This is a genomic window from Bacterioplanes sp. CLAM21 (genome assembly GCF_059641015.1).
The window spans coordinates 609,155-635,604 of the sequence record NZ_CM184929.1 but is presented as its reverse complement, the minus strand read 5'-3'; the positions used below and the strand labels follow the sequence as shown (position 1 = coordinate 635,604).

The 26,450-nt window shown below is 47.0% G+C and carries 24 protein-coding genes; 18 read left to right on the top strand and 6 right to left on the bottom strand.

The window, feature by feature from the left end; all coding sequences use genetic code 11:
* Window positions 1-31 precede the first annotated feature (31 nt).
* The 3 genes from AC55FS_RS03040 to AC55FS_RS03030 all read right to left on the bottom strand — a co-directional run bounded on the left by AC55FS_RS03040 (window position 32) and on the right by AC55FS_RS03030 (window position 2,779).
* Complete coding sequence (locus tag AC55FS_RS03040; protein ID WP_496934594.1) at window positions 32-1,081, bottom strand: hypothetical protein; 1,050 nt, start codon at window positions 1,079-1,081, stop codon at window positions 32-34.
* Window positions 1,081-2,343, bottom strand: coding sequence for a hypothetical protein (locus AC55FS_RS03035; protein WP_496934593.1), 1,263 nt, complete (start codon window positions 2,341-2,343; stop codon window positions 1,081-1,083). Before AC55FS_RS03035 ends, AC55FS_RS03040 begins: the two co-directional genes overlap by 1 nt.
* 73 nt (window positions 2,344-2,416) lie before the next feature.
* On the bottom strand, window positions 2,417-2,779 hold the full coding sequence (locus tag AC55FS_RS03030) for a hypothetical protein (RefSeq protein WP_496934592.1): 363 nt from the start codon (window positions 2,777-2,779) through the stop codon (window positions 2,417-2,419).
* Window positions 2,780-3,101: 322 nt separating this feature from the next.
* Here AC55FS_RS03030 and AC55FS_RS03025 point away from each other — a divergent pair, with 322 nt between their 5' ends.
* Window positions 3,102-4,064, top strand: a complete 963-nt coding sequence (locus AC55FS_RS03025; RefSeq protein ID WP_496934591.1) for an integron integrase — start codon at window positions 3,102-3,104, stop codon at window positions 4,062-4,064.
* A 456-nt stretch (window positions 4,065-4,520) separates the two neighbouring features.
* Here the strand turns inward: AC55FS_RS03025 and AC55FS_RS03020 are convergent, their stop codons facing one another.
* The 3 genes from AC55FS_RS03020 to AC55FS_RS03010 form a co-directional block, all read right to left on the bottom strand.
* Window positions 4,521-6,569 carry a prolyl oligopeptidase family serine peptidase gene (locus AC55FS_RS03020; RefSeq protein WP_496934590.1) on the bottom strand — a complete coding sequence of 683 codons (2,049 nt, stop codon included), beginning with the start codon at window positions 6,567-6,569 and terminating at the stop codon, window positions 4,521-4,523.
* A gap of 152 nt (window positions 6,570-6,721) precedes the next feature.
* On the bottom strand, window positions 6,722-7,306 hold the full coding sequence (locus tag AC55FS_RS03015; protein ID WP_496934589.1) for a nucleotidyltransferase family protein: 585 nt from the start codon (window positions 7,304-7,306) through the stop codon (window positions 6,722-6,724).
* A 176-nt stretch (window positions 7,307-7,482) separates the two neighbouring features.
* Window positions 7,483-8,388, bottom strand: a complete 906-nt coding sequence (locus tag AC55FS_RS03010; RefSeq protein WP_496934588.1) for a sterol desaturase family protein — start codon at window positions 8,386-8,388, stop codon at window positions 7,483-7,485.
* A 110-nt stretch (window positions 8,389-8,498) separates the two neighbouring features.
* On the opposite strand from AC55FS_RS03010, the gene AC55FS_RS03005 reads away from it, so the two are divergent.
* The 17 genes from AC55FS_RS03005 to AC55FS_RS02925 all read left to right on the top strand — a co-directional run bounded on the left by AC55FS_RS03005 (window position 8,499) and on the right by AC55FS_RS02925 (window position 26,444).
* On the top strand, window positions 8,499-9,530 hold the full coding sequence (locus tag AC55FS_RS03005) for an AraC family transcriptional regulator (RefSeq protein WP_496934587.1): 1,032 nt from the start codon (window positions 8,499-8,501) through the stop codon (window positions 9,528-9,530).
* 650 nt (window positions 9,531-10,180) lie between these two features.
* On the top strand, window positions 10,181-11,539 hold the full coding sequence (locus AC55FS_RS03000; protein WP_496934586.1) for a class I adenylate-forming enzyme family protein: 1,359 nt from the start codon (window positions 10,181-10,183) through the stop codon (window positions 11,537-11,539).
* A 90-nt stretch (window positions 11,540-11,629) separates the two neighbouring features.
* The gene (locus AC55FS_RS02995; protein WP_496934585.1) at window positions 11,630-12,766 is read left to right on the top strand and encodes a type III PLP-dependent enzyme domain-containing protein; all 1,137 of its coding nucleotides are present in this window, start codon (window positions 11,630-11,632) and stop codon (window positions 12,764-12,766) included.
* Between the two features lie 3 nt (window positions 12,767-12,769).
* Window positions 12,770-13,810 carry a hypothetical protein gene (locus AC55FS_RS02990; RefSeq protein WP_496934584.1) on the top strand — a complete coding sequence of 347 codons (1,041 nt, stop codon included), beginning with the start codon at window positions 12,770-12,772 and terminating at the stop codon, window positions 13,808-13,810.
* The gene (locus tag AC55FS_RS02985; RefSeq protein ID WP_496934583.1) at window positions 13,807-14,676 is read left to right on the top strand and encodes a hypothetical protein; all 870 of its coding nucleotides are present in this window, start codon (window positions 13,807-13,809) and stop codon (window positions 14,674-14,676) included. The genes AC55FS_RS02990 and AC55FS_RS02985 overlap by 4 nt, the downstream gene beginning before the upstream one ends.
* A complete protein-coding gene (locus AC55FS_RS02980) occupies window positions 14,670-15,179 on the top strand; it encodes a hypothetical protein (protein WP_496934582.1) in 510 nt (169 codons plus the stop codon). Before AC55FS_RS02985 ends, AC55FS_RS02980 begins: the two co-directional genes overlap by 7 nt.
* Complete coding sequence (locus AC55FS_RS02975) at window positions 15,176-16,240, top strand: hypothetical protein (RefSeq protein ID WP_496934581.1); 1,065 nt, start codon at window positions 15,176-15,178, stop codon at window positions 16,238-16,240. Before AC55FS_RS02980 ends, AC55FS_RS02975 begins: the two co-directional genes overlap by 4 nt.
* Window positions 16,227-18,086 (top strand): acyl-CoA dehydrogenase family protein, encoded by a 1,860-nt coding sequence (locus AC55FS_RS02970; RefSeq protein ID WP_496934580.1) that lies wholly within the window; start codon window positions 16,227-16,229, stop codon window positions 18,084-18,086. The genes AC55FS_RS02975 and AC55FS_RS02970 overlap by 14 nt, the downstream gene beginning before the upstream one ends.
* Window positions 18,083-20,050, top strand: coding sequence for an NAD(P)/FAD-dependent oxidoreductase (locus AC55FS_RS02965; RefSeq protein WP_496934579.1), 1,968 nt, complete (start codon window positions 18,083-18,085; stop codon window positions 20,048-20,050). Before AC55FS_RS02970 ends, AC55FS_RS02965 begins: the two co-directional genes overlap by 4 nt.
* The gene (locus tag AC55FS_RS02960; RefSeq protein WP_496934578.1) at window positions 20,047-20,973 is read left to right on the top strand and encodes an alpha/beta fold hydrolase; all 927 of its coding nucleotides are present in this window, start codon (window positions 20,047-20,049) and stop codon (window positions 20,971-20,973) included. Before AC55FS_RS02965 ends, AC55FS_RS02960 begins: the two co-directional genes overlap by 4 nt.
* On the top strand, window positions 20,973-22,085 hold the full coding sequence (locus AC55FS_RS02955) for a hypothetical protein (RefSeq protein WP_496934577.1): 1,113 nt from the start codon (window positions 20,973-20,975) through the stop codon (window positions 22,083-22,085). The genes AC55FS_RS02960 and AC55FS_RS02955 overlap by 1 nt, the downstream gene beginning before the upstream one ends.
* Entirely contained in the window at window positions 22,078-22,329 is a 252-nt protein-coding gene (locus AC55FS_RS02950; RefSeq protein ID WP_496934576.1) for an acyl carrier protein, read from the top strand. Before AC55FS_RS02955 ends, AC55FS_RS02950 begins: the two co-directional genes overlap by 8 nt.
* 26 nt (window positions 22,330-22,355) lie before the next feature.
* Complete coding sequence (locus AC55FS_RS02945; protein ID WP_496934575.1) at window positions 22,356-23,057, top strand: tetratricopeptide repeat protein; 702 nt, start codon at window positions 22,356-22,358, stop codon at window positions 23,055-23,057.
* On the top strand, window positions 23,057-23,776 hold the full coding sequence (locus AC55FS_RS02940) for an ABC transporter ATP-binding protein (protein WP_496934574.1): 720 nt from the start codon (window positions 23,057-23,059) through the stop codon (window positions 23,774-23,776). The genes AC55FS_RS02945 and AC55FS_RS02940 overlap by 1 nt, the downstream gene beginning before the upstream one ends.
* Window positions 23,773-24,456, top strand: a complete 684-nt coding sequence (locus AC55FS_RS02935) for a hypothetical protein (protein WP_496934573.1) — start codon at window positions 23,773-23,775, stop codon at window positions 24,454-24,456. Before AC55FS_RS02940 ends, AC55FS_RS02935 begins: the two co-directional genes overlap by 4 nt.
* Window positions 24,453-25,685 (top strand): ABC transporter permease, encoded by a 1,233-nt coding sequence (locus tag AC55FS_RS02930; RefSeq protein ID WP_496934572.1) that lies wholly within the window; start codon window positions 24,453-24,455, stop codon window positions 25,683-25,685. The genes AC55FS_RS02935 and AC55FS_RS02930 overlap by 4 nt, the downstream gene beginning before the upstream one ends.
* A 15-nt stretch (window positions 25,686-25,700) precedes the next feature.
* Window positions 25,701-26,444: an outer membrane lipoprotein-sorting protein gene (locus AC55FS_RS02925; protein ID WP_496934571.1), complete on the top strand. Its 744-nt coding sequence runs from the start codon at window positions 25,701-25,703 to the stop codon at window positions 26,442-26,444.
* Window positions 26,445-26,450: the final 6 nt, after the last annotated feature.

Genomic DNA, 26,450 nt, shown 5'->3' with positions numbered 1-26,450 from the left:
CAGCTTTGCTGCGTCCGAGTGCTTTGACTTGTTATGAAGCTCTTACAGCCTCGCTGAATGCTTTCCGACTAATTTCCCAGCAATCCAACAGACAACCAATGATACCTCTCAACTCAATAGAAGATTCCGAGTGAGTTCTAAATTGTCGACTCATTGCCAGGCTCTCCAATTCTTTTGCTGAAGAAAAAGTTATCTTTCCAACGTCTGCTTTAGAAAAATACTCGCCAAGGATATTGGTTGGTAAAGAATCGAAATCAGCCATTACTTTAGTGCGTACTTGCGAGGATATAGCTTTACCTTCAGGTGCAAATTGCTCAACCAATGACAAGGATAGAGACAACATTTTCGTAACACCTTCTCTTCCTTTTGATCCAAATGTAAACCCCTCAACAAGCTTGTCAACCCTTTCATCATGATCAAGAAATGAAAGCTCTTTTAGGATAAAGTCAACACCAATACAAAATAACGATAGTGAATAATAAAAGCATCTAATAGCGACTTCTAGCTGACTTGGCTTAGTTAAAATTTGTTCTGCAAAAAATCTAGACACCTCAAGCCATTGGTTGCACGCATCAAAACCAATTTCATTGGCCAGCAAGCTCTTGCATTTAACTATTTGACCTTTCCAATCACCATCAAGTTTTCCCAGACTGTACTTTTCAACCTCCGCAATGAATTCTTCATCGGAAAAACGATTCCTTAAGAAGCCCTCAGATTTAGTCAGTTTAGATAGAAACGCACCATCCAAGACTAATACATCTAAATCCGAACCAAAATCCTTAACTTCTTTCCTTTTATCCGTTGTAGCAACAATTACTTTATTTGCTTTAACAGCTTTAGCTAACCCTTTGGCCCAAAATATTCTTTCTATTGCTTGCGGCGTCTTTTTGTTTTTCACATCAACAATAGTGATGCTTCTTGTAAGGGATGACTCTCTACTATAAAGCCAAAGATCGATATCTGTTACATCAAATCCTTCATAAACAAATGGAACACCACGAACAACAAAGTAACCAGATTGAATAAAGTAGTTTCTAAGTTGCTCTTCCATTTCAAAGCCTTTAGATATTTTCTTCACCACTAGAGACCACCTCCGGTTCTTAAAGCACTAATCATATCATTGGTCTCAAATGGGCTTTTTTGTATTTGTTGCCGCCGGATAATTTCACGATTAGTTTCTGGACCTCTAAATTTAGTAATCGCAGCGCCGGGAAATGACTGGATTGACTGTTCGCTAACATCGCCCTGCCTAATAGCTTGCAGGGCCAATTCACCTACTTCCTTCTTGAGAAGCCTCATAAGAGGACCACTACGGCCTCCTTTCGTCCCATGCCGTATGGAAACAACGCCTTTCAATTCCAGAATCTTATAATCTTGTCCAATTGCACTTACTGGACCAACTTCTTTACCATCAATTAGTGCACCCAGCAAGCGGTCAATCATGGAAATTTGGCCTCGCGCGTAAGTGCTTTTAGTCATACCATAAGTCAAGGACGCCACGAATGCTTTAGCCAAGTCAAAAGCATCGTCAACCATAGAGTTACTGTATTTGGAAAAAGCTGAAGGTAATGTCAAATAGCCAACTTCTTCTTGGTTATTACTCACAACATTTATGTCAAAAAAGCCAATCGAGTTTACTTTCCTAAAAAGTGGTTCACCTAATATTCTTACCGCATCTGTATACGATACACATGCATTTTTCTTTAAGGTCTCAGTCAACTCCGAAAGTGCTATTTGTTCTTGAGCACTCAAAGAATCTAAAACTGCCTTTGTTTTTATGGCAGAATCGCGTCTGAACAAGTTTCCATTAAAAAGTATTTTTTCACTTTTACTAATAGGTTCAACATCAATAAAACCTATTTTTTCAGAATCATAAAATAACTGTTTTACTTCATCGTTTGCCAGTTGATATTCATCTGATATTCTCTCTGAAACTTCATTACTGCCAATAGGTTTTATGGAAGCAATTTCCGCTAGCTCGATAGCTGACACTTCAATACTTTTAGGTTCAAGAGATTCAAAGATATTTGCCGTATGCTGAAGAGCAGATAACGTGGTTACGCCCAGAACTCCTACTCCAGAAGCTGTTACGTCAACTAACTCCTGATCTTTAAGTATGTCTAACAACCTAGGAAGCTCAAAACCCGTATTGATATTTGAAGCATTCGCTAAAACTTGCAATCTTTCATTTGTAACAATGCTTTGGTTTGTTTCTGATATTGCAGATAATAAAATTCCAGCCTTACCTGCAACAAAAGTGTTTTGGTATTCACCTTGATTAGTTACATTCTGTAGCTTATTTGTATGGTGAATTAACCAAGATCCTTGTACTTTTTTATCCATACAGACACATCCTCAATTTGATTGTGCTTCATAACGCCCTCAATAACCGGCTGGAGCGAAGTTGATTGACTTGTTAGCTGGATAGACCAACGAGTTGATCTAACACTTTTAATTCTAGCTGACGCCACCTGGCGATTCCCTCTTTGTGAGAATGGACATCTGACCGTAAAGTTTCTAAGTCACCTAGTTGATCGAAAAAGACAATCTCAGATAAGCTCCCTTTGTATGATTCCTTTTCTCCTAGACTCCAGATTGCTTCACTCAGATCAATGTCATCAAGCAATAAAGTATCTAGGTCGATGTAGTATCTTTGCAAGCCATCTTTTGTAGGGATAGAACCACGAAGAACTGATAAAACTAACTCTTTACTGTCATTATCAACTGCAATTCCTTCAAGAAAATCGCCTAATGTTTCTTTAGCTTCGTATTTGTCCATGACTCATTCTTTCAGCTAACAGCTTAATAGTGTGCGTGCCTGTTTTTCCAGATAGAACCATTCGAGGTATCTCTTCCAACTCACTGATTTAACGCTGGATATCCAGTTTTTTCTCACATTTCCTCCGGAAAAAACGTGCTTACCTATTATCCACGCCTCAAAGTTCTGGCGCTCTAAGACGAATTCGCTGATTTCTCCGGCATTTAAGCTACCACCCCAGGGAAATACAGGCAAGTCAGCCAAGAAAGCGTGCCAACATACTCTCCAATCTCCAGATATACTGTATATTTAACCAGCATATTTTTACATTCAGGTGAGCGCGATGGCCAAGAGCAAGTTCATCCAAGAAATTCGCCAATATATGCGGCTTCGTGACTACAGCGTTCGCACTGAGCATACCTACCTGTACTGGATTCGGTTCTATATTCGCTTTCACCGCTTGCAGCACCCATCAGAGCTTGGTGCACCACATGTTATGCAGTTTCTTAGTTACCTAGCGAATCAGCGTGATGTTACCGCCAATACACAACGCGTCACACTCAATTCTCTTGCCTTCTTGTATAACAAATTTCTTGGCCAGCCATTGGGAGAATTGGGCTTTACCCTGGCAAGCCGCCCGAAGCATCTACCCGCCGTCCTCACGGCCAAGGAAGTGGGCCAGATACTTGCTCATTTCCAACCGCGCGTGCGGCTGATTTTCTCTCTGCTCTACGGTTCTGGGTTACGTATTTCGGAATGCTTGCGGCTTCGCATTAAAGATTTGAACTTTGAAGCAGGCGCGCTGGCGGTTTTTGATGGCAAAGGCCGTAAAGATAGAGTCACCTTGCTTGCCAATAGTTTAACAGCGCTATGTGATGACTATGTGCAAAAAGCCATCGCACTGCAAGCCAGTGATAATATGCAAGGAATTGGCCCTTCTATGCCTGGCGCCTTGGGCAAGAAGTACCCTTCAGCCTACCGTGAACCCGCTTGGATGTTTTTGTTTCCATCCATCGGACTATGTCGCCATCCGACCAGCAACATCGTGTGCCGCCATCACTTGGATGCTTCGGTACCCAGCAAGGCACTAAAAAGATCTGTACAACAAGCCGGGCTGTCGGCCAAGCGCATCACCTGTCACACTTTTCGGCATAGCTTTGCCACTGAGCTGTTACGCTCGGGACGCGATATTCGCACAGTGCAGGAGCTATTAGGGCACAACGATGTAGCGACCACGCAAATTTATACCCATGTGCTAGGTCAGCATTTTGCTGGCACCACCAGCCCGCTGGATCTTTTGTCATAGCCGGTTAGTCATCCCTAAGGGACCATCTCTCTTAGAAATTCTCGGTCTCGCGCCATCAACCACATGCGCCTTAGCAGGCCGCCTGAGTCGCCAATGCTGTCCCCGCAGGGGCTGCCCGGACGGCAGCACCAGCCAACATCCTGCCGGGATGCAGGCTGTTGGTGTTGCGGAGATCACAGCATTGGCAACAAAGGTATACGGCCTGCGCAGGGCAAAGCAGGCTGAAAGCTATCTACGTTGTTTCTTCTGCGTTAAAAATCGCCTCGCCATGCTCACTTACTATTTGTAAGCTGCGCTTCTACGCTACTTTTTGCCTGGCAGAAACTGCCTCGATGTACGCTTTCAGTCGTTCGCCCGCCCGGCGTGAGGGATAACCTCAAGGAGGGCATACGACTTTGCCATTGCCCTTACCATCACCTCAATGAAGGCTTTCAACTAAGGGCTCTTGGCCAAGGCTTAAAGCTCCCCCACGCCCATATTAAACAGCGCAAAACTATAAATATCAGAATACAAATCAATAATTTTGCTGGTCGGTGTACCCGCACCATGGCCGGCATCGGTTTCAATGCGGATCAAGGTCGGCAATGGCCCGGCTTGTTTTGCCTGTAACTCGGCGGCGAATTTATAAGAATGCGCAGGCACCACACGATCATCATGGTCGCCTGTGGTTATCAAAGTTGCCGGGTAGTTAGTGCCTGCTTTTACATTGTGCACAGGTGAATAACCTTTTAGGTACTCAAACATTTCTTTATTTTGCTCCGCTGTGCCGTAGTCGTAGGCCCAACCCGCGCCCGCAGTAAAGGTGTGATAACGCAGCATATCCAGTACACCAACTTGCGGCAGCGCTACTTGAAATAGCTCTGGGCGCTGAGTCATTACTGCGCCGACCAGAAGGCCACCATTAGAACCACCTTGAATGGCTAATTTTTTAGGCGAGGTGTATTTGTTTTCAACTAGGTACTCAGCTGCGGCGATAAAGTCATCAAACACATTTTGCTTTTGTAATTTGGTACCCGCATCGTGCCAGGCCTTACCGTATTCACCACCGCCACGCAGATTAGCCACGGCAAAAATACCGCCCATTTCCATCCAGGCGGCACGCACTGAACTAAAGCTCGGTGTTAAGCTGACATCAAAACCGCCGTAACCATACAAGATGGTTGGAGCACTACCGTCGAGCTTGATGCCTTTTTGATGAGTTAAAATCATCGGCACCTTTGTGCCGTCTTTGGAAGTATAAAATATCTGCTTGGATTCAAACTGGTCAGAATCGAATGGTGCTTTAGACTTGCGGTAAACTTGACTTTCACCCGACGGAATATCTAACCGGTAAATAGTGCCCGGCATTTTGTAGTTGGTAAAGGTGTAGTACAGCTCGTTATCGTCTTGTTTACCGCTAAAGCCATGAGCACTACCAATATCAGGCAGCTCGATGGTGCGCAATAGTTTGCCGTTCATATCGAACTGTTTGACTTGCGATGTTGCGTCCACCATATACTGGGCAAATAAGCTGCCGCCTGCAGTCGATGCACTGAGGACATTATCGGTTTCAGCAATCACATCCAACCAATGCTCCGCCTGTGGCTTGCTAATATCCACTTTGACTACCCGGGTATTGGGTGCATTAAGATTGGTTTCTAACAATAGGGTTTCATCTTGAGAAGCGATGACCCAAACATCGGCATTGGTGTGATCTTGTAAGGTGATTAGCTCAGCATTTGGTTTAGATAAGTCTTTAACATACAACTTATTGCCCGAAGTGGATTCCATTGCTCCAATCACCAGATAGCGTCCGTCTTCTGTCACGTAGCCAGATACATAGCGATGCTTCTCGGCTTCAGAACCACCAAAGATAAGTTCGTCGTCTTTTTGTGCTGTGCCCAATGCATGAAAGTACAGCTTGTGTTGATCTGTTTTGGCAGAAAGCTCGCTACCCGTTGGCTTATCGTAGCTGGAGTAATAGAAACCTTCGTTGCCGCGCCAGCTGATGCCGCTGAATTTAACGTCGACTAAGGTCTCACCTATGGGTTTTTTGCTGTCAGCATTGAGCACAATCACTTTACGCCAGTCACTGCCACCTTCTGAAATACTGTAAGCGACTAGCGAACCATCTCTAGAAAAGCTGACGCTGCCCAGTGAGGTAGTGCCTTCTTCACTGAAGGCATTAGGGTCAAGAAACACTTCCGCTTCGCCGTTACCTTGCTGGCGATAGAGAACATCCTGATTCTGCAAACCATCATTTTTGTAGAAATAGGTATACTCGCCTTCTTTAAACGGACTGCTGACTTTTTCATAGTCCATCAACTCTGTTAAACGTTGTTTTATTTTTTGGCGGTAAGGTATGTGTTGCAGATAGCTAAACGTGAGCTTATTTTGCTCACTGACCCAGCCGGCAGTGTCTTCACTGCGATCGTCCTCTAGCCAACGGTAAGGGTCTTTTACCTCGATACCAAAGTAGTGATCAATCACAGTAACGGTTTTAGTAACTGGGTACTGTACAGTCATTGGCATCACCTGTTGTTGATTATTCTCGGTTGTGGAACATGCCATCAAGGCGATTGATGTCATAGATATAGAAGCTGTCAGAATCAAGGTGCGTAGCTGCATAACCTGTCCCTGTCTGTTGTTGAATTTTTGTAACTAACTCGCAGCTGGGTTCAAACTTTAACTGCAATAGTAAGAGAGCTACACCAAGGCTCGACACGAATATCAGGCCAGCGGCGCAAATAGTCTTTTGTCATCGTTTGATAGTTTTCTTGGCTCATTACCTTGGGGTTTGGCTTGACTCGTTGATTGAAGGCGTCTTGCAAACCGTAGGGCGAATATATCGTTAAGTCGCCATTTTGTTCTAAACGAAAGCCTATGGCAAAGGCAGACAACCAGGACTCTATGCCTTCTTCTACGCTGGCGTATGGCTGAATACTGCGGCCAAATTTCTTTGCAAACCATGTATGCACCAAAGCCTGATTGACCACATCAACAGCAACCTTATGGTGCAGCCTGTTATTAATTTGTTGGCTATACCAGCTCTCACTAGGTTCCGAAAGAGAGTCAAAGTAGACCAGATCAAAGTCTTTGATATTTGTCAGAGGTGCTTGTTTGCTGAGGGAATTCCAGATGCGCTGGGTAACACAGCCACCAGCAATATAGTGGTTTGGTATGCCCATGTCGCGGCATAGTAGAGCTGTTTCCATTAGCTCTGGCGTGCTAGTGATGAGTTGCTCTAGCTGGCGCTGCAACACAGTGAACCACCTGATATTAGACATCTCAGCCAGCACAAAACCGCCGGCCAGTAAATGGGTCGCCATGTTAGCTGAAGTGTTATCGAGTGGATACTGCCCTGGCCCTAGCCATCAACTCGAGCAAAAAGACTGGCCAGACCCTCACAAGTACTAGCCTGCTTTGTTGGTTCATTTGTTTATTGCGAGCGCGGTAACGAAATAGAGCCCTGCCCCGGCACTGTTTGCTGCTTACCATAATGCTGTTCCACCCAAGATGGATGCTTGTAGATGATGCGAAAATCGCCATAGCGACGTACATCACTGAGCATGCTGATAAACTCAGCAAAGACCAAGCGCACAGGATTCAGTGTCATCGCTGGGCGATGATCGACCCCATATCGAATGTCGCCGGCATCACGCTCATCGACAAAGGTGCCAAAGCAGCGATCCCACAGCATAAAAACGCCGGCAAAGTTGGTATCCAGCTGCCCTGGGTTACTGCCATGATGAACCCTATGATGTGACGGGGTATTAAACAGCCATTCGAACCAGCCAGGCATACGGCGAATGGTTTCGGTATGAATAAAGAACTGGAAAAACAGATTAAGCTCCAGTGCCACCACCGCATATTCCAGCGGGAAGCCAATAACGGCAGGTGGCAACAAAGCCATCAACATCACACCGTTAAACGACACCATGGGGGTTTGGCGTAACGCCGTAGAAAAATTAAAACGCTCTGAGCTGTGATGCACCCAATGGCCAGCCCAACCGTAGCGAACCGTGTGCATAAAGCGATGTACCCAGTAAAAGGTAAAGTCGACCAGAATGAACAGCAGTAAAAAATCCAGCCATTGCAAACCAGAGCTCCAGCCAAAGCCCAATTCACGCACCGCCAAATAGACTGCGCTGCCGATGGCAATCAAAAACAGCGCATCACCAACTTTATACAATAAACCGGTACCGACGTTTGCCAGCGACTCACGCAGATCATAAGCATCAGTGCGCCCTTGGCGTATCAGCCACCAACGTTCAAACGCCATAACAGCAAAGAACACAGGCCCAGCCAGAGCAATAAACAGCGCCGCTGCAGAAATCTCATTCATATCCGCCTCATTGTTTTTATCATTTGACAGAGATCACAGGGTAAGGGAAAACTGCGAGGCAATATTGGCTTTACACGTCTTACTTTTAGCATTTCATGCCAGGTGTTTATATGAACATGGCCATCAGGGTTAACGGCTGCTGGATTCGCTTACTCAGTGACTGGCTGGATCAACAACAGCTGGCCGCACCTAACATTCGAGCTCAAATTGCTCGCTACCGCCCTACCGATGAAGTCCCCATCAGCCATTGGCAGTCTCTTTTACAGCAAGCTCAAGCATTGGCAGCAGACGACGCCGGCATGTTGGTTGCTATCGCGCGCTGTGTTACTCCTGCCCATGTCGGGGTGTTGGGCTATCTGGTCATGGCCTGTGACCATCTTGGCCAAGCCATGCAAACCTACCAGCGTTACGAGACGTTGTTTTACGGCCAACCGCTAGCCGAAACCTCAGTGCAAAATGATAACGCGGGCATATTCTGGCAACCGCAGCCGCCCTTACCCTTGGCCGAAGAAGTTGGGTTGTGCGCCTTGGTACATTTCATTCGTCAACAATTAGGGCAGCCCGAGGCAATGCCGTTGATATCCGTTTCATTTTGCCATCAGCCACAACCCGAACGCATGGAAGCCATGCAGGAGTTTTTTAAATGCCCAGTCGTTGGTGGCCAGGTGCACAGCGGTTTGCGATTTGATGCCGCAGTGCTGCAGCAACCGCTACTCAATAGCGAGCCCGGATTGCGCCAACTACTAGAACAGCAAGCTAGCGCCATGCTGCAAGCCCTGCCTGAACCAGATGAGTTTGAACAGCAACTACAGGTGCAATTAGTACGCAGACTGCCCGAAGGAAATGCTCGTATAGACTCTATCGCTAAAGAACTGAATTGCTCAGTCCGTACCTTGCAGCGTCGTTTGGAACAACGACAAATCAGTTGGCAAACACTGTTAGATAATACAAGAGAGCATTTAGCACGCCAGTACTTATTTAATCCAAGTTTATCGTTATTAGATATTGCCTTGTTATTGGGCTATCGCGATCAAAGCACCTTTACTCGTTCGTTTAAACGCTGGTATGGGAAAACACCACGGTCGTACCGAAATGAACACTGTCAAAATAATACAAACGTTTCATTTAATTCAAACGTATGAAAGAATTTATTTTTGACTCATCTATTAATAACTTTTGTCATTGATCAAAAAAGCACAGCGGTTGTAAGCATACTGCCGAGAAACTGAGCCTCAGATTTTAAAGATAGGTAAAAACTCAGCTTGTTCAGCTGAGGTTAAGTTATTTATTAACGCCAACACCTAAAGTAACAACATAAACCAAATTCCGAAACTGGCGCAATTTATCTCACCAGGAAATGACAGTGTCCTCAGTTGTCCTATTTGAATATAAAATAGGCTAAAAACTTTCCATATCAGTCGTCTTACGTAACGGATACGCCATGCAAACTAGTCCAACAGCGCCGATAAAACCTGAGGCCTATTTAATGATTTACTTGTAAATAGATAAAAGGCGCACTAGCGAGACATTGGCTTGATTTACCACATGACGAATCATGCTTTGGTATGACGCAGTAAAAAAATGTCAAAAATTGCTGTAACAAACCAGCAACAAACTATTTATATTTTAAATCCAATCGGTTAATTTCCTCACATCCTAATAAGAACAGACACACAGAGGCACCATGTTCTCACTTTCAGAATTTTATTCTCAGGTGGTCTCAAATCAGTGGACAGGAGACATCACAGATACCTCAGGTGGATCACTTTGCAGTGACATATGCCAAAGCTACATGGATGTCCTGACGAATTCTGAAACGACAGTACAACATGGTGACAAGGTCATCATCGCCGCTGATAACAGCGTTAATTCTGTTGCCTGGATGTTGGCACTGTGGCACTTGGGTGCTGCTGTGGTACCGGTAAAATCAGGCATGGTACGCCGTTCAATTGAGAGTATTGCCCAAGACTGCAACGCAAAATTCTTGATTGAAGATAACCAAGTAACGCCGTTAGAAAGCTGGCAGTCGCTACCGAAAACGTTTGCTTATAGAACTGAAGCACGAGTCACAGGGGTAGACTTGGCACTGCTGATTTATACATCAGGTAGCACTGGCACGCCCAAGGGCATCATGCTGACTCACCAAAATGTACTGACATCATTGCAGTCCATCAGTCAGTATCTGCGCATAGAAAAAGATGACCGCATTCTTTGTCTGTCACCTTTGTCATTTGATTATGGGTTGTATCAATCGCTGTTTGCGCTATATCGCCCTTGCAGAACACTGCTCTACGGCTCCACCTTTAACCCCATGGCCGTTATAAAGTTATTGGCTGCTGAACGAATCACGCTATTGCCCCTGGTGCCTGCCATGGCCTCTGCACTAGCCAGATTGTTACCGGTGTTAAAGCCAGATTTGTCCTGTTTACGCGCCATCACCAATACCGGTGGACACTTGCCTGATAGTGTTATTCATAGCTGGAAGCGTTTCCATTCTGAGCTTAACGTGTTTGCTATGTACGGCTTAACTGAGTGTAAACGTGCCTTGTATTTAGAACCTGAGTTTTGGCAGCAAAAACCTGGCTCCGTCGGTAAGCCAATACCAGGGCTCGATGCCAAAGTATTTATCGAGACTGAACAGGGCTTGATCGAAGCGAACGCCGGGGAAGTGGGTGAACTTTATGTGCGAGGCTCCGCGGTGATGCAGGCATACTGTGATCCTAATGCTCAGGGTGGAGCCCGGTTGATTGCCGGCAGTTACCGTGCGGATAACTGGCTTGCTACTGGCGATTTGTTCTGCGTTGACGAAGACGGATTCTTTTACTTCAAAGGAAGAAGCAAAGACCTGATTAAACAGGCGGGTTTTTGCCTTTATCCAAAAGAAATTGAAGCACAGATAGAAAGCTGTCCTTTTGTTGATCTCGCTGCGGTGATTGCCAGCGTTGATGCAAATGGCGATGAAGTTGCTGTGGCAGTTATTCAACTATCACAATGCGATGAAGAAACGGAACGTTACGCCAGTGATTGGATCAAAGATAATCTAGATAAAGACTACACACCTAGGAATATCCGTTTTGTCGAAAAACTGGCACTAACAGACAACAGCAAGATAGATAAAAAGCAATTAGAAAAAGATATTTTAGTAAGTTAATTACGGCGCAAGCACGGCTAACATGTTGCGGCATGTCGCAGATATGTTGTGGCTTCAGGCACGCACAAGATATATATAAGGTTATATAAAATGACATCATTTGAACAACTGAAGGCGCAACTTCAGGGGGATAGCTGTGCCTTATCAACCCCCTGTTATATCTACTCGGTAAGTGACGTACAGCGTAATTATGAAGATCTAAAGGCAGCTCTCGGCACCCAGCTTATTTATTCTTTTAAAGCCAATAGCAATCTCGACTTAATCGTCAGATGTGGTCATATTTTTACCGACGGCATTGAGTTGGCATCTCAAGGAGAGCTTAATCTTCTGGCAACGGGTGAAGCGCCTCGCTACATCAACAACCCATCTGCTGATAAAAACTTCTTTCGAGCAGCCATTGCCAGCAAAGCCAGAATTATTATCGATCATCCTGACCAGGTAGAGATACTGGCTGAGTTCGTTGGCAAACGTCCTATACAACCGCTTGTACTACGCTTGAACCATTGCTTACTAAAAGAGTTCGATTCCAGACTGAACTTCCGTGACAACCACTTCGGCATGGACTGGGAAGGTGTGCAAGCTGCGATTAAGCGTTGTAACGAATTAGCATTGGAAATTGCCGGCGTTCATTTATTTACCGGCTCCTACCAGTTTGAAAAATACGCGCTGGCAACCGCCCAAGCGTCGCTACACTGTGTTGAGCGGTTGCAACAACTACTGCAATACAAGTTGTCGTTTTTTAATCTCGGCGGCGGCTTTGACAGTAGCTGGAGAGACAGTGATTTCGATTTCGGCCAGTATCGGCAATTATTGTCTGAGTTCCCTGAGCATATCACCCTAGCCCATGAAAGTGGTCGTGGCATTATGGCCAGCGCTGGCTATTTTGTTAGCCAGGTGCGCTACCTGAAACATATTGATGAGCGTCATTATGCGGTTTGCGACGGCGGCATGGCGCAGAACTTTTTACTAGCGCAAACTGAAAATACCTTCCGCCGCTATACCACGCCAATACATGTAGCACGAGATACCGAGGATACTGGGCCTGAAAAGCATTACCTAGTGGTTGGCACCTCCTGCAACAAGGATGATGTCATCGGTCAGCTCGATACTAATGGGCTCAAAGAGGGAGATTATTTGGTGTTTGAGCACTGCGGCGCTTACAACGCTAGCTATACCGTCGCACCCTTTTTGAATCTACCCAAAGCCAATACCTACATAATGGAGTAACCCATGAGTATCGCATCTATCATGGGTGGCTTTATCACCCAGCCGTTAACTGCTGTTTCTCCTCTTCCTGACAGCTTCAGTCAGTTGCTAGAACGATCTGCATTACGCTTAACTGAAGCACAAATGTTAATTGAGGATCCACTGCAGCCACTGGTGCCACCTCGAGCGTCCAATGTTCAGCAACCACTGGAGCAGTTTGAACAGACCTGGATATTAGACGACACCATCAATCGTATAAAAAATGATGGTTTAGCCCCTCATTTCCACAACATGATCGGCCTGTTTGGCTCCATTATGATGAGCCTTAGTGCTACACCACAGCAGCTTAAGCAAGTTCAGGACTGGGTTGATAGCGGAATTTTTGGCCACTTTTTAATGACCGATAAAGGTGGGCCTTCATTAGCTAACTGGCGCACGCAGCTGTATGAGCGTGATGGTGAGTTACGTTTAAAAGTCGACAAGGTTCATGGCATTGAAGCGCATAACCTTGGTTTTGCTATGGTCGTCACGGCCCAGGCAGGCAAACCCTTTCCAATGACAGTGATGCTGCCACCTGAGTTGTGCCAACAATTAAATCAACGCGCCGTCGGCGACAGCTATTTATCAGGCAGCCTGCAATTGGGCAATTGCAGTGGTGATGTGGCTATTCAGCAAGAGATGTTACTCACCGGTGGCGGCCTGGGCAGCGTCAATCGTTTTCTGACTCTGGTGCGTCCGCGCTTTGTGAAGGCATTAATGCACCACTTGTTATATCTGCATGGTCAGCAACAGTTGCAACTCGACAGTCAGGATCAACACCATATCGAATACTTGATTGGATTGTGCCAGCTACAGCTAGAAGATAAGCACTTTTCTATTCATAGCGTAAACCGAGTACTGGCTACTAAGTTTGCCAGCAACGAATTACTACTCGACTTGGTAACCCAAGGAAAAGTCAGCGATATCGCCATACAAAGGGACCTGCTCAGTTTCACTAAGATGGAAGGCAGCTCCTATCGTTGCTTTTTCGAGATCTATAGCAAGCTGAAAGGTCAGCGGCTATGAGTTTTACTGTTATTTCAGCGGCTTTTACACCAATTGAGACTATGGCAGACGATGCCGCTCAGCCACTTAAGCAGCAAGCGGCATCGATAGCGAGCTTAATTAGCCATCAAAGCCAGCAAATTATGCAGGCAGTCGAGTGGCAAGACTCGCCTAAACCGCAACGACATTTTTTATGCTCAACCATGCTGGAGTTGCCTTTTACGTCAGGTGCACTGACGTTAGCGGATCTGAGTCATGGTGAGGACTATGCTCCGACCAGTTATCTTAACACCTACGAGTGTGCCTCTTGGGGGTACAGTCTGCGCTATGCACTGCAAAAGCTTGCCCAAGATGGCCATCAGCATGGTTATGTACTGTTTAGTATTTTGGATGCAAACCTATTAGGGCTGAGCTTCTGGCGTGAAAATGAAAACTGGGGGCATAGCGGCTTTGGTTTAACCAGCGTGTTATTGCATTGCAGCGATGTTGAGCAAGCTCGCCAGCAGCTCGCCACCAGCTGCGCACAAACCTGGAACTCGACGCCTGAGTTCGCCACCCTTATTCGTCGTCATAGTCAGAACCGTCCTGAGCTGACTTTATCTCTGCCGTTCTTTCCAGAAAATATTCGTCAGATATTTGATAAGTTATTGGCCGATCAACCCAAACTGATAGACCGACATGAGCGCTGGGGCCACGTATTTGGCTCCGACCCTTGGTTGAATTTAATTGAACACCAGTGCGCAGAGAAACCAAAGGCAGCCGTGTATTTACCAGCATCTATTGCATTAAATGGTTATTACTGCTGGACCGAGGTACACATGACCGAAGAGAGTCAGTGTTGGGTTAATCCAGTTTGGCAATGGAACCTGGAGGCGAAAGCATGTTGATAGAAACCAGGCTCACGTTAGTTGCCAATCCTTATCCTAATACGCCGTGTATGTCACAAGCGATGGTGATGCCGCTGGTCACTGAGCGTGACTTTGCCAGTATGGGGGCATTGCCCAGCGGCGATGTCGCCATTCTATTAAATCATGAAGAGCATTACCGGTTATTGGATGGTTTACTGCAGCTGCTGTGGCAAGCCACACCGGAATTACAGATTTTATTACGCATGCAAATGCCCGCTGGCGGACGCATGCCACGTTCGTTTCTGGATGAGCGGGTATTAATGGTGCAGGACGTCGCGGATGAGGAATCCCGCTGGCAGCCTAACCATGGTGCACTTCTTGTTATCGACGACCACTTACCACGTTACCCATTAGAGGCTGGTGACAATACCACCCGGTTACGTTTGCATCACCAGGATGAATCAGCAGCCCGCACTTGTATGCAACAGGCGACAGAATATTTTCTGCAACATGCCTTTCGACTAGAGCAGGCCAGTCAATGAAACTCTGTGTACGTGATTCTTGGTTCGATCCCGTTGCGCCCGATGTACTGCTACATGATCACAATAGCGAAGCGGATACGCTGGCGCATTTGCAGGCGCTCGATAAAAAACTGTCTGAGTGGCAACAAAAAGCTGAACTGCCCAATTGTTGGTACTTAACATCCGCTGCCGAAGTTAATGTACTGCTAGATCCAATACTGCAGCAATGGCTGGCGCAAAAAGCACAGCAAGGTTTTCAGTTAGAGTTTTTGGGCAGCGCCTGCACCAGCTGGCACGCCGCTATTCTAGAGTTCAGCCAGAGCTCTTTGCAGGACGTGTTGGTTTTGCAGCTGGAACTGAATAAGGACCGTCAACAGGATTGTCTGGATTGTTTAGGTATTGGCATCCAGCCTGAACAGGATGGCCTGGATGCAGTTACAGGTGTTGCCCTAAGCTGGTTGAGTAAAACGCCCACAGCCAATGATCAAGCACATATTTTGGACTGTGACCTGCTGTCACAACCGGCAAGCCTAGTGGGTATGCCGCGACTTATTCACATGGTCCGCAAGCGGCTCAACAGTTCACCCAATGCCGCTGTGGTGTCGTTTGATATTCATTCGCGCTGGGGTAAACAACTGTTCCGTGGTTTTGGCGACCATTCTAAGTCATGGCTGGCGAGCCTTGAGCTCTGCGGCCATCACTTTCTTAGTATTAAACCTGTACGTGAAATGCATCGCTATTTATTGCAGCAGCAGCGTAATGAAGTCTGGCTGCTGACGCTCGGTGGTGGAGGTCGAATCGGCTGCTTACGTTTAGGCCAGCCCGATGCCAGTGCTGATGAGTTTGTTGTTCGGCCAGTGCATAGAGAAGTACTGACGATGGAAACATCGTTACGACAATTTCAATCGGCATTACAGGTTAAGCAACATAGCTCGGCAGCCTTTTACCCCATGGTACGCAGTGCCATGACTTACCCGCAAAAGCACTTTCGCGGCCACCACAATCAAGTGTTTTATTGGCAAAGTGATAGCCAATGGAGCAGTTTATCCGAACATTATGGAGTTCAGTATGGAGAAGCGTAATTTTTATAAAACGGATCTGCGTGAATTCGAATTTTTGTTTTGGGAACAGTTTCCTCAAATACAAGAACTGATCGCAGATAGTCGCTATCAAGACTGTAACCAAGTCAATGTTCGCACCATTCTCGAGCGCGGCCGGAAATTTGCGTATGAGCACTTAGGCCCCTCTTACCAGGCTTCTGATGAGCAAGGCTGTCAGTTAGTTGATGGCAAAGTTGTATTACCCGAGGAGTACCCTCAACTGTGGCAGCAATTTCAGCGCGACTGGGGTGACTTGGCCAATGGTGAAGGTGAAAACAGCAGCCAGTTGCCACCTATGCTAATGCAAATGCTGTTGGAAATGTTTATGGGGGCTCATCCAAGCTTTATGACCTACGGTGGCTTCTGCTTGCCATCGGCGACATTGCTGGAGCGCTATGGCTCCGACTTACAAAAGAAGTTGTTCCAACAACCGCTCGCCACATCGCAGTGGACCTCATGCCTAGCATTAACTGAACCGCAAGCAGGCTCGGATGTATCATTGGTTAAAACCCGTGCAGAGCGCCAAGAGGATGGCAGCTATTTATTGCAGGGCGAAAAGTATCTGATCAGTGCTGGCATGCACGATCTGACCGACAATACAATTTATTTTGTATTAGGCCGGGGCGAGAAGAGTGGCGATGGTACCTTTGGATTAAGTTGTTTTATTGTGCCCAAGTATTGGGTGGAAGAAGACGGAAGTGTTGGCAAGTTTAATAACGTCGAGTGTGTCGAACTGGCCGAAAAAATGGGCTTTAAAGGCTGTGCCAATACCCATTTAACTTTTGGTAAAAACGGCCCCTGTCGCGCCTATCTGATGGGCGATCGCGAGAATGTCGGCCTGTTACAATTTCTCACCTTGATGAACCAAGCGCGTATTAGTACCGGTGTTTATGCGCTGGGAATGGCATCGTCTGCTTATTTGAATGCATTGGACTACGCCAATCGCCGTCTGCAAGGAAAGCGTTTTCAAGAAAGTTTCAACCCGCGTGCCGAGCGCGTCAACATTATTGATCATGCTGACGTGCAACGCATGTTGCTGGAGATGAAGGCTAAAACGGAAGGTTGTCGTGCTCTGGTCGCGCGTTTGACGCTGTCAGAAAGCCTATTGGCAATCTATAAAGACGATCCAGAAAAAGAGCACCAAGTCGCTCAGCAGCAAGGGCTGGTAAACCTGTTAACGCCTGTGGTCAAAGCTTATATATCTGATCAAGCTTGGCGCATTTGTGAGCTGGCGATTCAAACCTGTGGTGGTCAGGGCTATCTGAAGCATATGGGCATCGAGCAATATGCGCGTGATATTAAAGTGCTATCGATTTGGGAAGGCACCAATTATATTCAAAGCCAGGATCTGATTCGCGACAAACTGGGCATGGGCAACCAAAGCAAGTTGTATCGAATCTATCAGCAGCAGCTTGACTCCCTGCTAGCAAAAGCCAGCGACTTCCCACAGTTTGAATCGCTATTTGCACAGCTCAAGACATCCTACCAACATCTGGATGAAGCCTTGCAACAAGTCGGCGCTTGGGTCAAAGCCAAACAATTGGAACGCATTCCAACCTTTAGCACACGCATATTGCATTTAATGGGTGACGTTACTTTGGCTTGGCTATTGCTAGATGCAGCCACAGTGGCAAGCTCAGCGTTAAGCCAGCCGCAACGCCGTCATAGCGAAGGCTTTTATCAGGGAAAAATCGACAGCGCTCGCTACTTCATCTTAAACGAACTGCCACGTAGCGCAGCGACGCTACAAGTGATTAAAGACGACAGCGCCTGTCTCAATATTGCCAGCGCGCAATGGCAGGACTTGCTAGAGGGTGTGGCATCATGATGGCTAAACCAGAGTTCGATGTAGTTATTATTGGCGGTGGCTGGGCCGGTTTAACATTGGCGCGGCAATTAAAGCGTGAGCAGCCGAAGCTGGCCATTCAAGTACTGGAAGCGAAAGAAACTTTTAGTAGCAAGGTTGGCGAAGCCACGGTTGAAATGACAGGCCACTATTTTATGAAGCGCCTGGGCCTGGTGAATTATTTATATCGTCAGCACTTACCTAAAAATGGTCTGCGATTCTTTTATGATTCACCCGAACATGACCTGCCACTTGAGAAAATGAGCGAGCATGGCACTACTGCCATTCCTCCTCACCCAGCCTTTCAGCTTGATCGTGCACGATTGGAATGCGATCTGGTCAATATGAATCGCGAGCAAGGCATTGATGTTCTGCAAGGTGCCAAAGTGCAAGAGTGGACCCTAGGGCAAGACGGACAACCACATGCGGTGGCGTACCAAAAAGAGCAACAGCAGCATGTATCGACTGCGCGCTGGGTTGTCGACTGCTCTGGGCGTCATCGTGTAGCCCGTAAACAGAAGAAACTCCATAGCCAAGACAACGTGCCGCATAACTTTGCTGCCTGGGGACGTTTTAAAAATGTTCAGGATATTGACTCCCTTGGCACAGACGAATGGCGTCAGCAAGCATTTGGTCGGTTCTTATCAACCCTGCACTTTACCGGCGACGGCTACTGGGTGTGGTTTATTCCGCTCAGTGGCGGTTATACCAGTGTAGGAATCGTCGGTGAAAAAGATAAGTTCACAGACTGGCCACGAAAGTCCGAGCAGTTCCTCGAGTTTTTGCATCAGCATCAAGCAATGCATAGCCTGTTGGAAGAGGCAGAGCTGGTGGATTTCGAAGCTTGGGGACAACTGGCCTATCGTGCCGATGAGTTTTTGTTCACCGATCGCTGGGCGACATCGGGCTTCGCGGCAATGTTCCTTGATCCGCTATTTAGTGGTGGTGGTGATGTTATTGCCTTATTGAACGACGCCATCAGTCAACAAATTGTTCAGGATTTTAACGAAGCCGACACCATCATCGCTGATCAGCGCCTGGCCGAACAAGTGCCGCAATACAACCAAATGGCATACGAGTTTTATCAAGGCCTGTATGCCCACATTGCTAATGCCTATCCGGTACTAGATAGTGCAGAGCTAGGTAATGCCTTGGCCGCCTATAATACCGCCGCCTATTTTGTCGAAATTGCCTGGGATTATATGGCTGGCAATTATCGTGACTTGGCTTATTGGCAGCGAAAAAGCTACCTGCGCCGCGGCTATATGGCATTAGAATTGATGCTGCAGCGTCAGGTGCTGAGTGCTCGTCATACTATGTTAGAGCAAGGCCGTTACTTTGATCGCAATATGGAAGGCTTTTTTGAATCGGGTGCCGACCACTACAAATATTTTGTATACCAAATGGGTCAAAGTGGACGCGACGGTTGGCGTATCGACGTTCGCCTAAAGTTATTCACTGAAGTGTTTTTGCGCATCAGCCAAGCCAAATTAAATGTGCCAAATTTGGCTCACCGACGTGTGGTACAGCAGTGTTTTACCTTCGTCGATATTCTCAATGCTCCGTTATTTGATGAAACCGACCTCACTGAGCTATTGCCTAAACTCAGCCAGAAACTTAGTGAATGGGTTTCTGAGCAATTAGAGACCAGTATTCAGGTAGAAGTCACACGCGAGTCCTTTCATAGCGATCAAGTTCTGATCACCAATGCTCAGGATTTGGACGACATGATGCGTAAAAAAGCTCAAACCGTTGCTAATCAACAATGGCAGCAAACCGATGAATTTATTGCTATGCCCAGTATGGTACCGGTTTTTCTCAGCTTTGCCCGTGAGCAACCCGATAGCATCATGGACAGCGTTATCGATCAACGACGCGTATTTGATGCTGCAACAGGCCAAGCAATTGAACACGCTAGCACCAGCGAAGCTGAGGTAGCTCTGTGAAAACCGTGCACTTTCAAGCCAGAGACAAGGTGAAGTTGGCTTATCGCTGGTTTCCTCATGGGCAAAGTGAGCAACAGGGTATCGGTACTGTTTTGGTATGCCTGCATGGCGCCACCATGAATAACCTGAGATACGTCACCTTAGCTCGGGTGTGCCAGAGTAAAGGCATTTCGGTGTGTTTGCCGGATTGGCGCGGCCATGGTGAAAGCGAGGGCAAGCCTGGCGATTTGGACTATCAGCAACAATTGCAGGACGACCTTGCCGACTTGTTGGCACATTTAAGGCAAGCCGGTGCAGACAAGCTAATTATTGGTGGCCACAGCGCAGGATCGCTGGTCGCTCTTGGCTATGTGGGCAGTTATGGCTGTGATGATATTGATGGCTTTTTTGCTATTGCACCACCGCTATCCAAAACAGATGAAACCTGTCGCTATGACTACCCTGGTGCAGGCATGCAGTATCTGGCGCGCTACTGGCGTAAAAAACGTCAATACCGACCGCTGTCAGAAGAAGCCGCGCGCTATTTGCCAAAAATTCATTTCGTACGCTATTGGCTCGCCGCTTGGATACCATTGCTACGCCATCAGGTGGTTATGCGTTTTCCACCCATGGGGCCGAGTCAGATCCCTAATGATCGCCGCGTCTATGACTATACCTATGCTCTGATCAGCGCCTATAGCCATAATCGCTATCCACAGTTGTTCAGTAAAATTACCGTTCCTTGCCGTTTATTAGTCGGAGAGTTCGACGAAATTATTGAACCTGAGCTAGTGCATCACTTGCGCGCTTGGTACCTGCATCCCGATCTAGATTGTGACAGTCAAGTAATTGCCCGCAGCCAGCATATGTCAGTCATTATGCCAGCCGGGCATGTGTTGGCTGCCTGGTTAAGCCAGTGGGCTATCCAGCAGGAGGCGGCGTAATGGAAGCTTACCAGCCAATTACCGTCATATTGTCAGATCGCGATTTGCTCGACGTGAAGGCAGAAGTTGAGCAGCGTTATTCACAAGATCTGGTGATTATCATAGGCGAACATAGCGTGTGGTTATGGCAAAGTGACAAACACCCATTAGCCTGGTTTGCACAACCTAGTAGCAGTCTGCTCAAGCTCTCTACCCGCACGCCAAGATGGCAACAGCATGATGAGCTCAACCTGGAATACTTAGACGAAGTGGCATTCTTTGGTTTCGGCTTACAACCTCAAACCATCATTAAAAATGTAGATCGTCTATACCCAGGCCTCTGGTATGAGTATTCAGCTACACAAGTGCAGTGTGACAATCGGTTAACATTGCAGGCTGAAACTGAACTGACGCTGCTAGCTAATCCTGCTCGAGGTTTATTTGATGGCAGCGTTAGTAATCTCGAGCAACCATCAACCGAGGTAGAGCGTAGCGTTTTTAACCAACTGCCGCAGTGCGCACGGCAGATTCTTGCTCCGGTTTCCACGCCACTGCTACCGCAACTGGCTTTATCACTTGAGGCCAGTGACGCCAACCATTGCCAATTGACGATAAATGCAGAGCAAGCTTCACAGCTGGGCATAGATACCTGCATTGGCGATTGGTTTTCGATGTTTAAAGGTAAGCGGAAAATACTAAGGCAGAAAATCAAGCAAGCCTATCAACTGTTGGCAAAGGATATGCCGGGTGCTGATAAAACAACGTTAGATCAGCTAGCCTGGCAGAAGCATGGCTGGCCACACTTGCAGCATCAAATGAAGAGTCTGGCGCAGATGCAAGGAAAGGTACTCAGTATCGAGGCAACGATCGATCCAGTAGCTATCTATCAATTCCATCGAGATGCCAAACCGCTTAGCAACGTCATTGAGAGTTTTCAACGGCTTTATTTCTATGGCTGTGATGCACTCAAGCAACTGGGCTTTTTTATGCCCCCCTTGATGAGCAAAGCACTCATTAAACCATTACTAAAATCACCCCAAATATCTCGATCCAGCTTACCCATTATGATGCTGACTCTGGATCACCTACTGCGTTTTAAACCAACCATCTCCCAAGGAGAAAAAAATGACTGAAGTAGTTGCAGAAAAATTGCAAGAGTTATGTTCACAAGTAGCTCAAATGTTAAACAAAGACGATGTTGATGCCGACACTCCGATTGCTGAACTGGGCGTTGACTCACTGAACATTGTTGAGGTTATTTTAATTTGTGAACAGATATATCCAGGAGTTATGAACCCAGAAAATCTGGTATTTGACGAGCATACAACGCTGCGTGAAATGGACAATCAGTTGATTGAGAATTCAGTCGAATTTTAACATCGAGGTGTCAGGTGGCTAAAAAAATGTTAACTGCGATAATCTCTTCATTAATCATTGGTAACGTTATTGCCTGGTTCAGTGGTGCAGCACCGATTGATTTTCCTAAGGTGCCCTACACCGAACCCCAGCAACAGCAACTAACCTATTTACAGCAGGCTCTACAAGAAACACCGAATGACATAGATGTGCTGCTGGAGCTGGGTCAGCTGTATAGCCACCACAATCAGCTAGACAAAGCCGATAATGTTTTGAGTGAAGCACTGGAACTGGCTCCGGAGAATGGCCTGGCACAGGCAGCATACTATTCCAATGACGGTAAACTGGCGGGTGCCATGTTTGACCCTGGCATGGGGATATACAAGTTAGTACGTTTACGTTCTGCTATGAGCGCGGTTAATGATGCAACAGAGAATCATCCAGACGATATTCAGATACGCCTGATTCGTTTGATGACATTTGCCTTTGTCGGTGAAATCAGTGGTTACTCAGAGAAAGTCTTTGAGGATGAAGCTTGGTTTAAGCAGCAATTTTCAACAGATCCGTCTACACCAGATGCGATTAAGCAGCTAGTGTATTTGGCCCTGGCTCATGCTTATCAGCCGCAAAACAGTGAGCAGTCTGCTCGCTACCTAGCCCAAGCTCAGCAGATTGGACCATGCCCTAATACGCTGGCCAACGTTTGCGAAACGCTGCCTACCGCCACTCTGGCTGCAGAGAGTGAATAATGCTGGTTGAACTCAAACGAGTCAGTAAGCACTACCCCCTCGGCGATACTCAGGTTTGCGCTTTAAATGGCGTCGACCTGAGTATTGATCGTGGCGAGTTTATAGTACTGAAAGGCAATAGCGGCAGCGGGAAAAGCACCCTGCTTAACCTAGTCAGCGCTCTCGACGATGCCAGCCAGGGCGACGTCATTATTCAAGGGCATCGCCTAGCCGGTCTGAATGAAAAACAACGCGCCAGGTTGCGGCTGGATAATATCGGCATTGTTTTTCAATCCTTCAACCTCATTCCCGTGCTCACTGCACTGGAAAACGTTATGTATCCGTTAACGCTTAAAGGGATCGCTAAACGCGATGCCCAAGCGAAAGCGCAGCATGCTCTCGAGCAAGTACAACTAGCAGAGCAAATTCATCAGCGCCCTGTGCATTTATCAGGAGGGCAAATGCAGCGTGTGGCCATTGCCCGAGCTTTGGTGACCCAACCGGCACTGATTTTGGCAGACGAACCCACGGCCAACTTGGACTCATCCACCGCTGCGACCATTTTGACCTTAATGCGCGAACTGAATCGACAGCAAAACATCACCTTTGTGATTGCCACTCACGATGAATACGTAATGACCCAAGCATCAAGAGTCATTACGTTAAAAGATGGCATCTTAATAGAAGACTGTCAGTTAGCACCCACTCATCATACAAACAAGGTGACACTGTCCGTATGAAAGCACTGTTTTTTGCATCACTGATAACGATGCTAGTAGTGAGTACTCACTCTTATGCCGATGAATATCTTGCGCCGACGCAAATCGCGCTTTCTATCGCAGAGCGTCAACAGCAAATCAGCCAAGCACAACACAGTGACGATGCTCTTATTCAACGCACCGCTTGGTTAGCTGAACTGGCTACCATCACCAGCCAACAAAGCGACGACAATGATCGCATCGAACGCCTGCAGAAAAAATTGCAGCAGGCGTTAACAGACGCACCGGACGATGCCGAACTCATGGCTGCACTGGGCTCCTTATATAGCTATCAGTCCAGCCTATTTACCGACAACTTAGCCAAGCTAAACGTGCTGATGCGCAAAGGCACGCGCTATATGGATCGTGCAGTGAAGCAAGCGCCCACTCACCTAGGCGCCAGGCTACAACGTGGACTGGCCTGTGCCAATATGCCAGCCTTTGTTAAACGTGCTCATTTTGCCGTGCAAGACTTAACCCTGGTTAAAGAGCAAATAGGTGAAACCTACGGTAGTGATTTTTCCGCCTTTATCGACTATTACCTTGCTCAGGCATTGCTGCGGGATGGTCAACCCAATGCTGCTCGCGATCTATGGCAACAAGCCAGCCAGATCGATAGCCAGTGGGGAGTAAAAGCACAGCAGGCTTTGGCAGCACTATGAATGGACTTGGGCTAAAAATAGCTGCACTCAATGTGTTACGGAATTATCGCCGCAGCCTGATAACCTTGGCAGCCATCACCTTTGGCTGCGTCAGTTTGGTGGTGTTTGGTGGCTTTGTGCAAAGCATGTATGAAGGCATGCGTGAAAGCATGATCCGCTCGCAACTTGGCCACATTCAGATTTATGCCCAAGGCTATAACCAGTTTGCCAAAGCAGAGCCTGATCGCTACCTGCTCGATGCCAGCAGCATTGAAAAGATTCAAGCACTGGTAGAACAGCAGGCACAGCCACTAGTTATGGCTCCACGACTTAACTTTAACGGCCTGATTAGCGATGGCAAACAATCGCTAGCGATTTTAGGCGTAGGCGTTGACGCCGATAGTGAGGCTCTGCTGTCGTCAGCGATAAAAATTGTCGCTGGTGAGGATCTATTTCCTATGGACACCGATGGCGCACTGATCGGTCAGGGGTTATTTGAATCCCTCGACGTTAACGTCGGTGATTATTTAACGCTGATGGCCAGTACCACAGATGGCGCAATTAATGCGGTTGATGTACGTATTAGTGGGGTAATTAACACGGGCACCAAAGCGTTGGATGATCGACTGGTGCGTCTCAACCTCAGCCATGCACAAGAGCTGCTGTACACAGATTCAGTGACACGTTTGGTGGTGTTATTGGATGAAACCAACACGACCCAGGCCGTCAATGATCGTTTACAGCAAGCGTTTAAGCAGCAACAACTGCAGTTGGAAACCAGAACCTGGGACCAGCTGGCAGACTATTATCACCAAGTAGTCGCGTTGTTTGATGGTGTTTTTGGCTTCGTGCGCATCATCGTTATCATTATCGTGGCACTCAGTATTTCTAACACTATGATGATGGCCGTTATGGAGCGCACCCGAGAACTCGGCACCATACGTGCAATGGGTGCAGCCCCGGCACAAGTTGTGCAACTCATATTATTAGAAGCGGCAGTGCTAGGGGTTGTCGGCGCCTGCGGTGGTGTTGGCTTAGGTGCTGCCAGTGCAGAAATGATTACCTGGGCCAACTGGATGATGCCCACGCCTCCAGGCAGCACTCAGGATTATCCAATCCGAGTATTAATCATTCCGCATATATTGTGGCAAACCTTTGCCCTGGGGCTACTCATTGCCGTTTTATCAAGTATTTATCCCGCCTATAAAGCGGCACGTTTATCGGTCGCCAACGCCTTACGGTTCTCATAGTTTTTGGAATTTTATATGCGATTTTTTAATCGAAACCTGTTGTATTTCTTTGCTGTCTTTTACAGTCTATCGACCTTTGCACAAGCGCCAGACGCCGAAGCATTGTTACAGCGCTTTGATCAATACCGTGGTTACGGCGATCAAGGCTTTAGCTTTGTTATCGAAAATAGCAGCCACCAACAAGACAGCGAACGTTCTAATCAATTGAAAGTCAGAGTGTTAGGACAGCGCTCTCTGGTCAGTTTTTTAAGCCCTGAACGCGAGCGTGGCCGGGCCATGTTAAAAGATGGCAAAAACATGTGGCTCTATATACCCGGCACTCGCAAAGTTATACGTATCACCCCAGCACAGCGGTTAATTGGCCAGGCTAGCAATGGTGATGTCATGGGTACCACCTTAAGCGGTCAGTATGATGTCGAATCGCTCGAGCAAGACAACTCAATACAACCTAGCTGGAAGCTTACCCTCAGTGCGGGCAAAGAAGGTTTAACCTATGGCCGTATCGAGCTGTGGCTATCACAACAGCCAGACCACAAACCATTGCAGGCCAAATTCTATTCACGCTCCGGTAAACACTTAAAAACAGCCGAATACCTTTCTACCACTGAGGTGAATGGAGAGCCAAAGCTGGCTAGCATTAAACTGACTGATGCTATTCGTCCGGAACACTATACGCTAATGACCTTTGACCAATACCAAACGGAAGAACTGGACACTGCGCTGTTTAATAAAGATGCCCTTAAATATCTCGACTTTTAATATCAA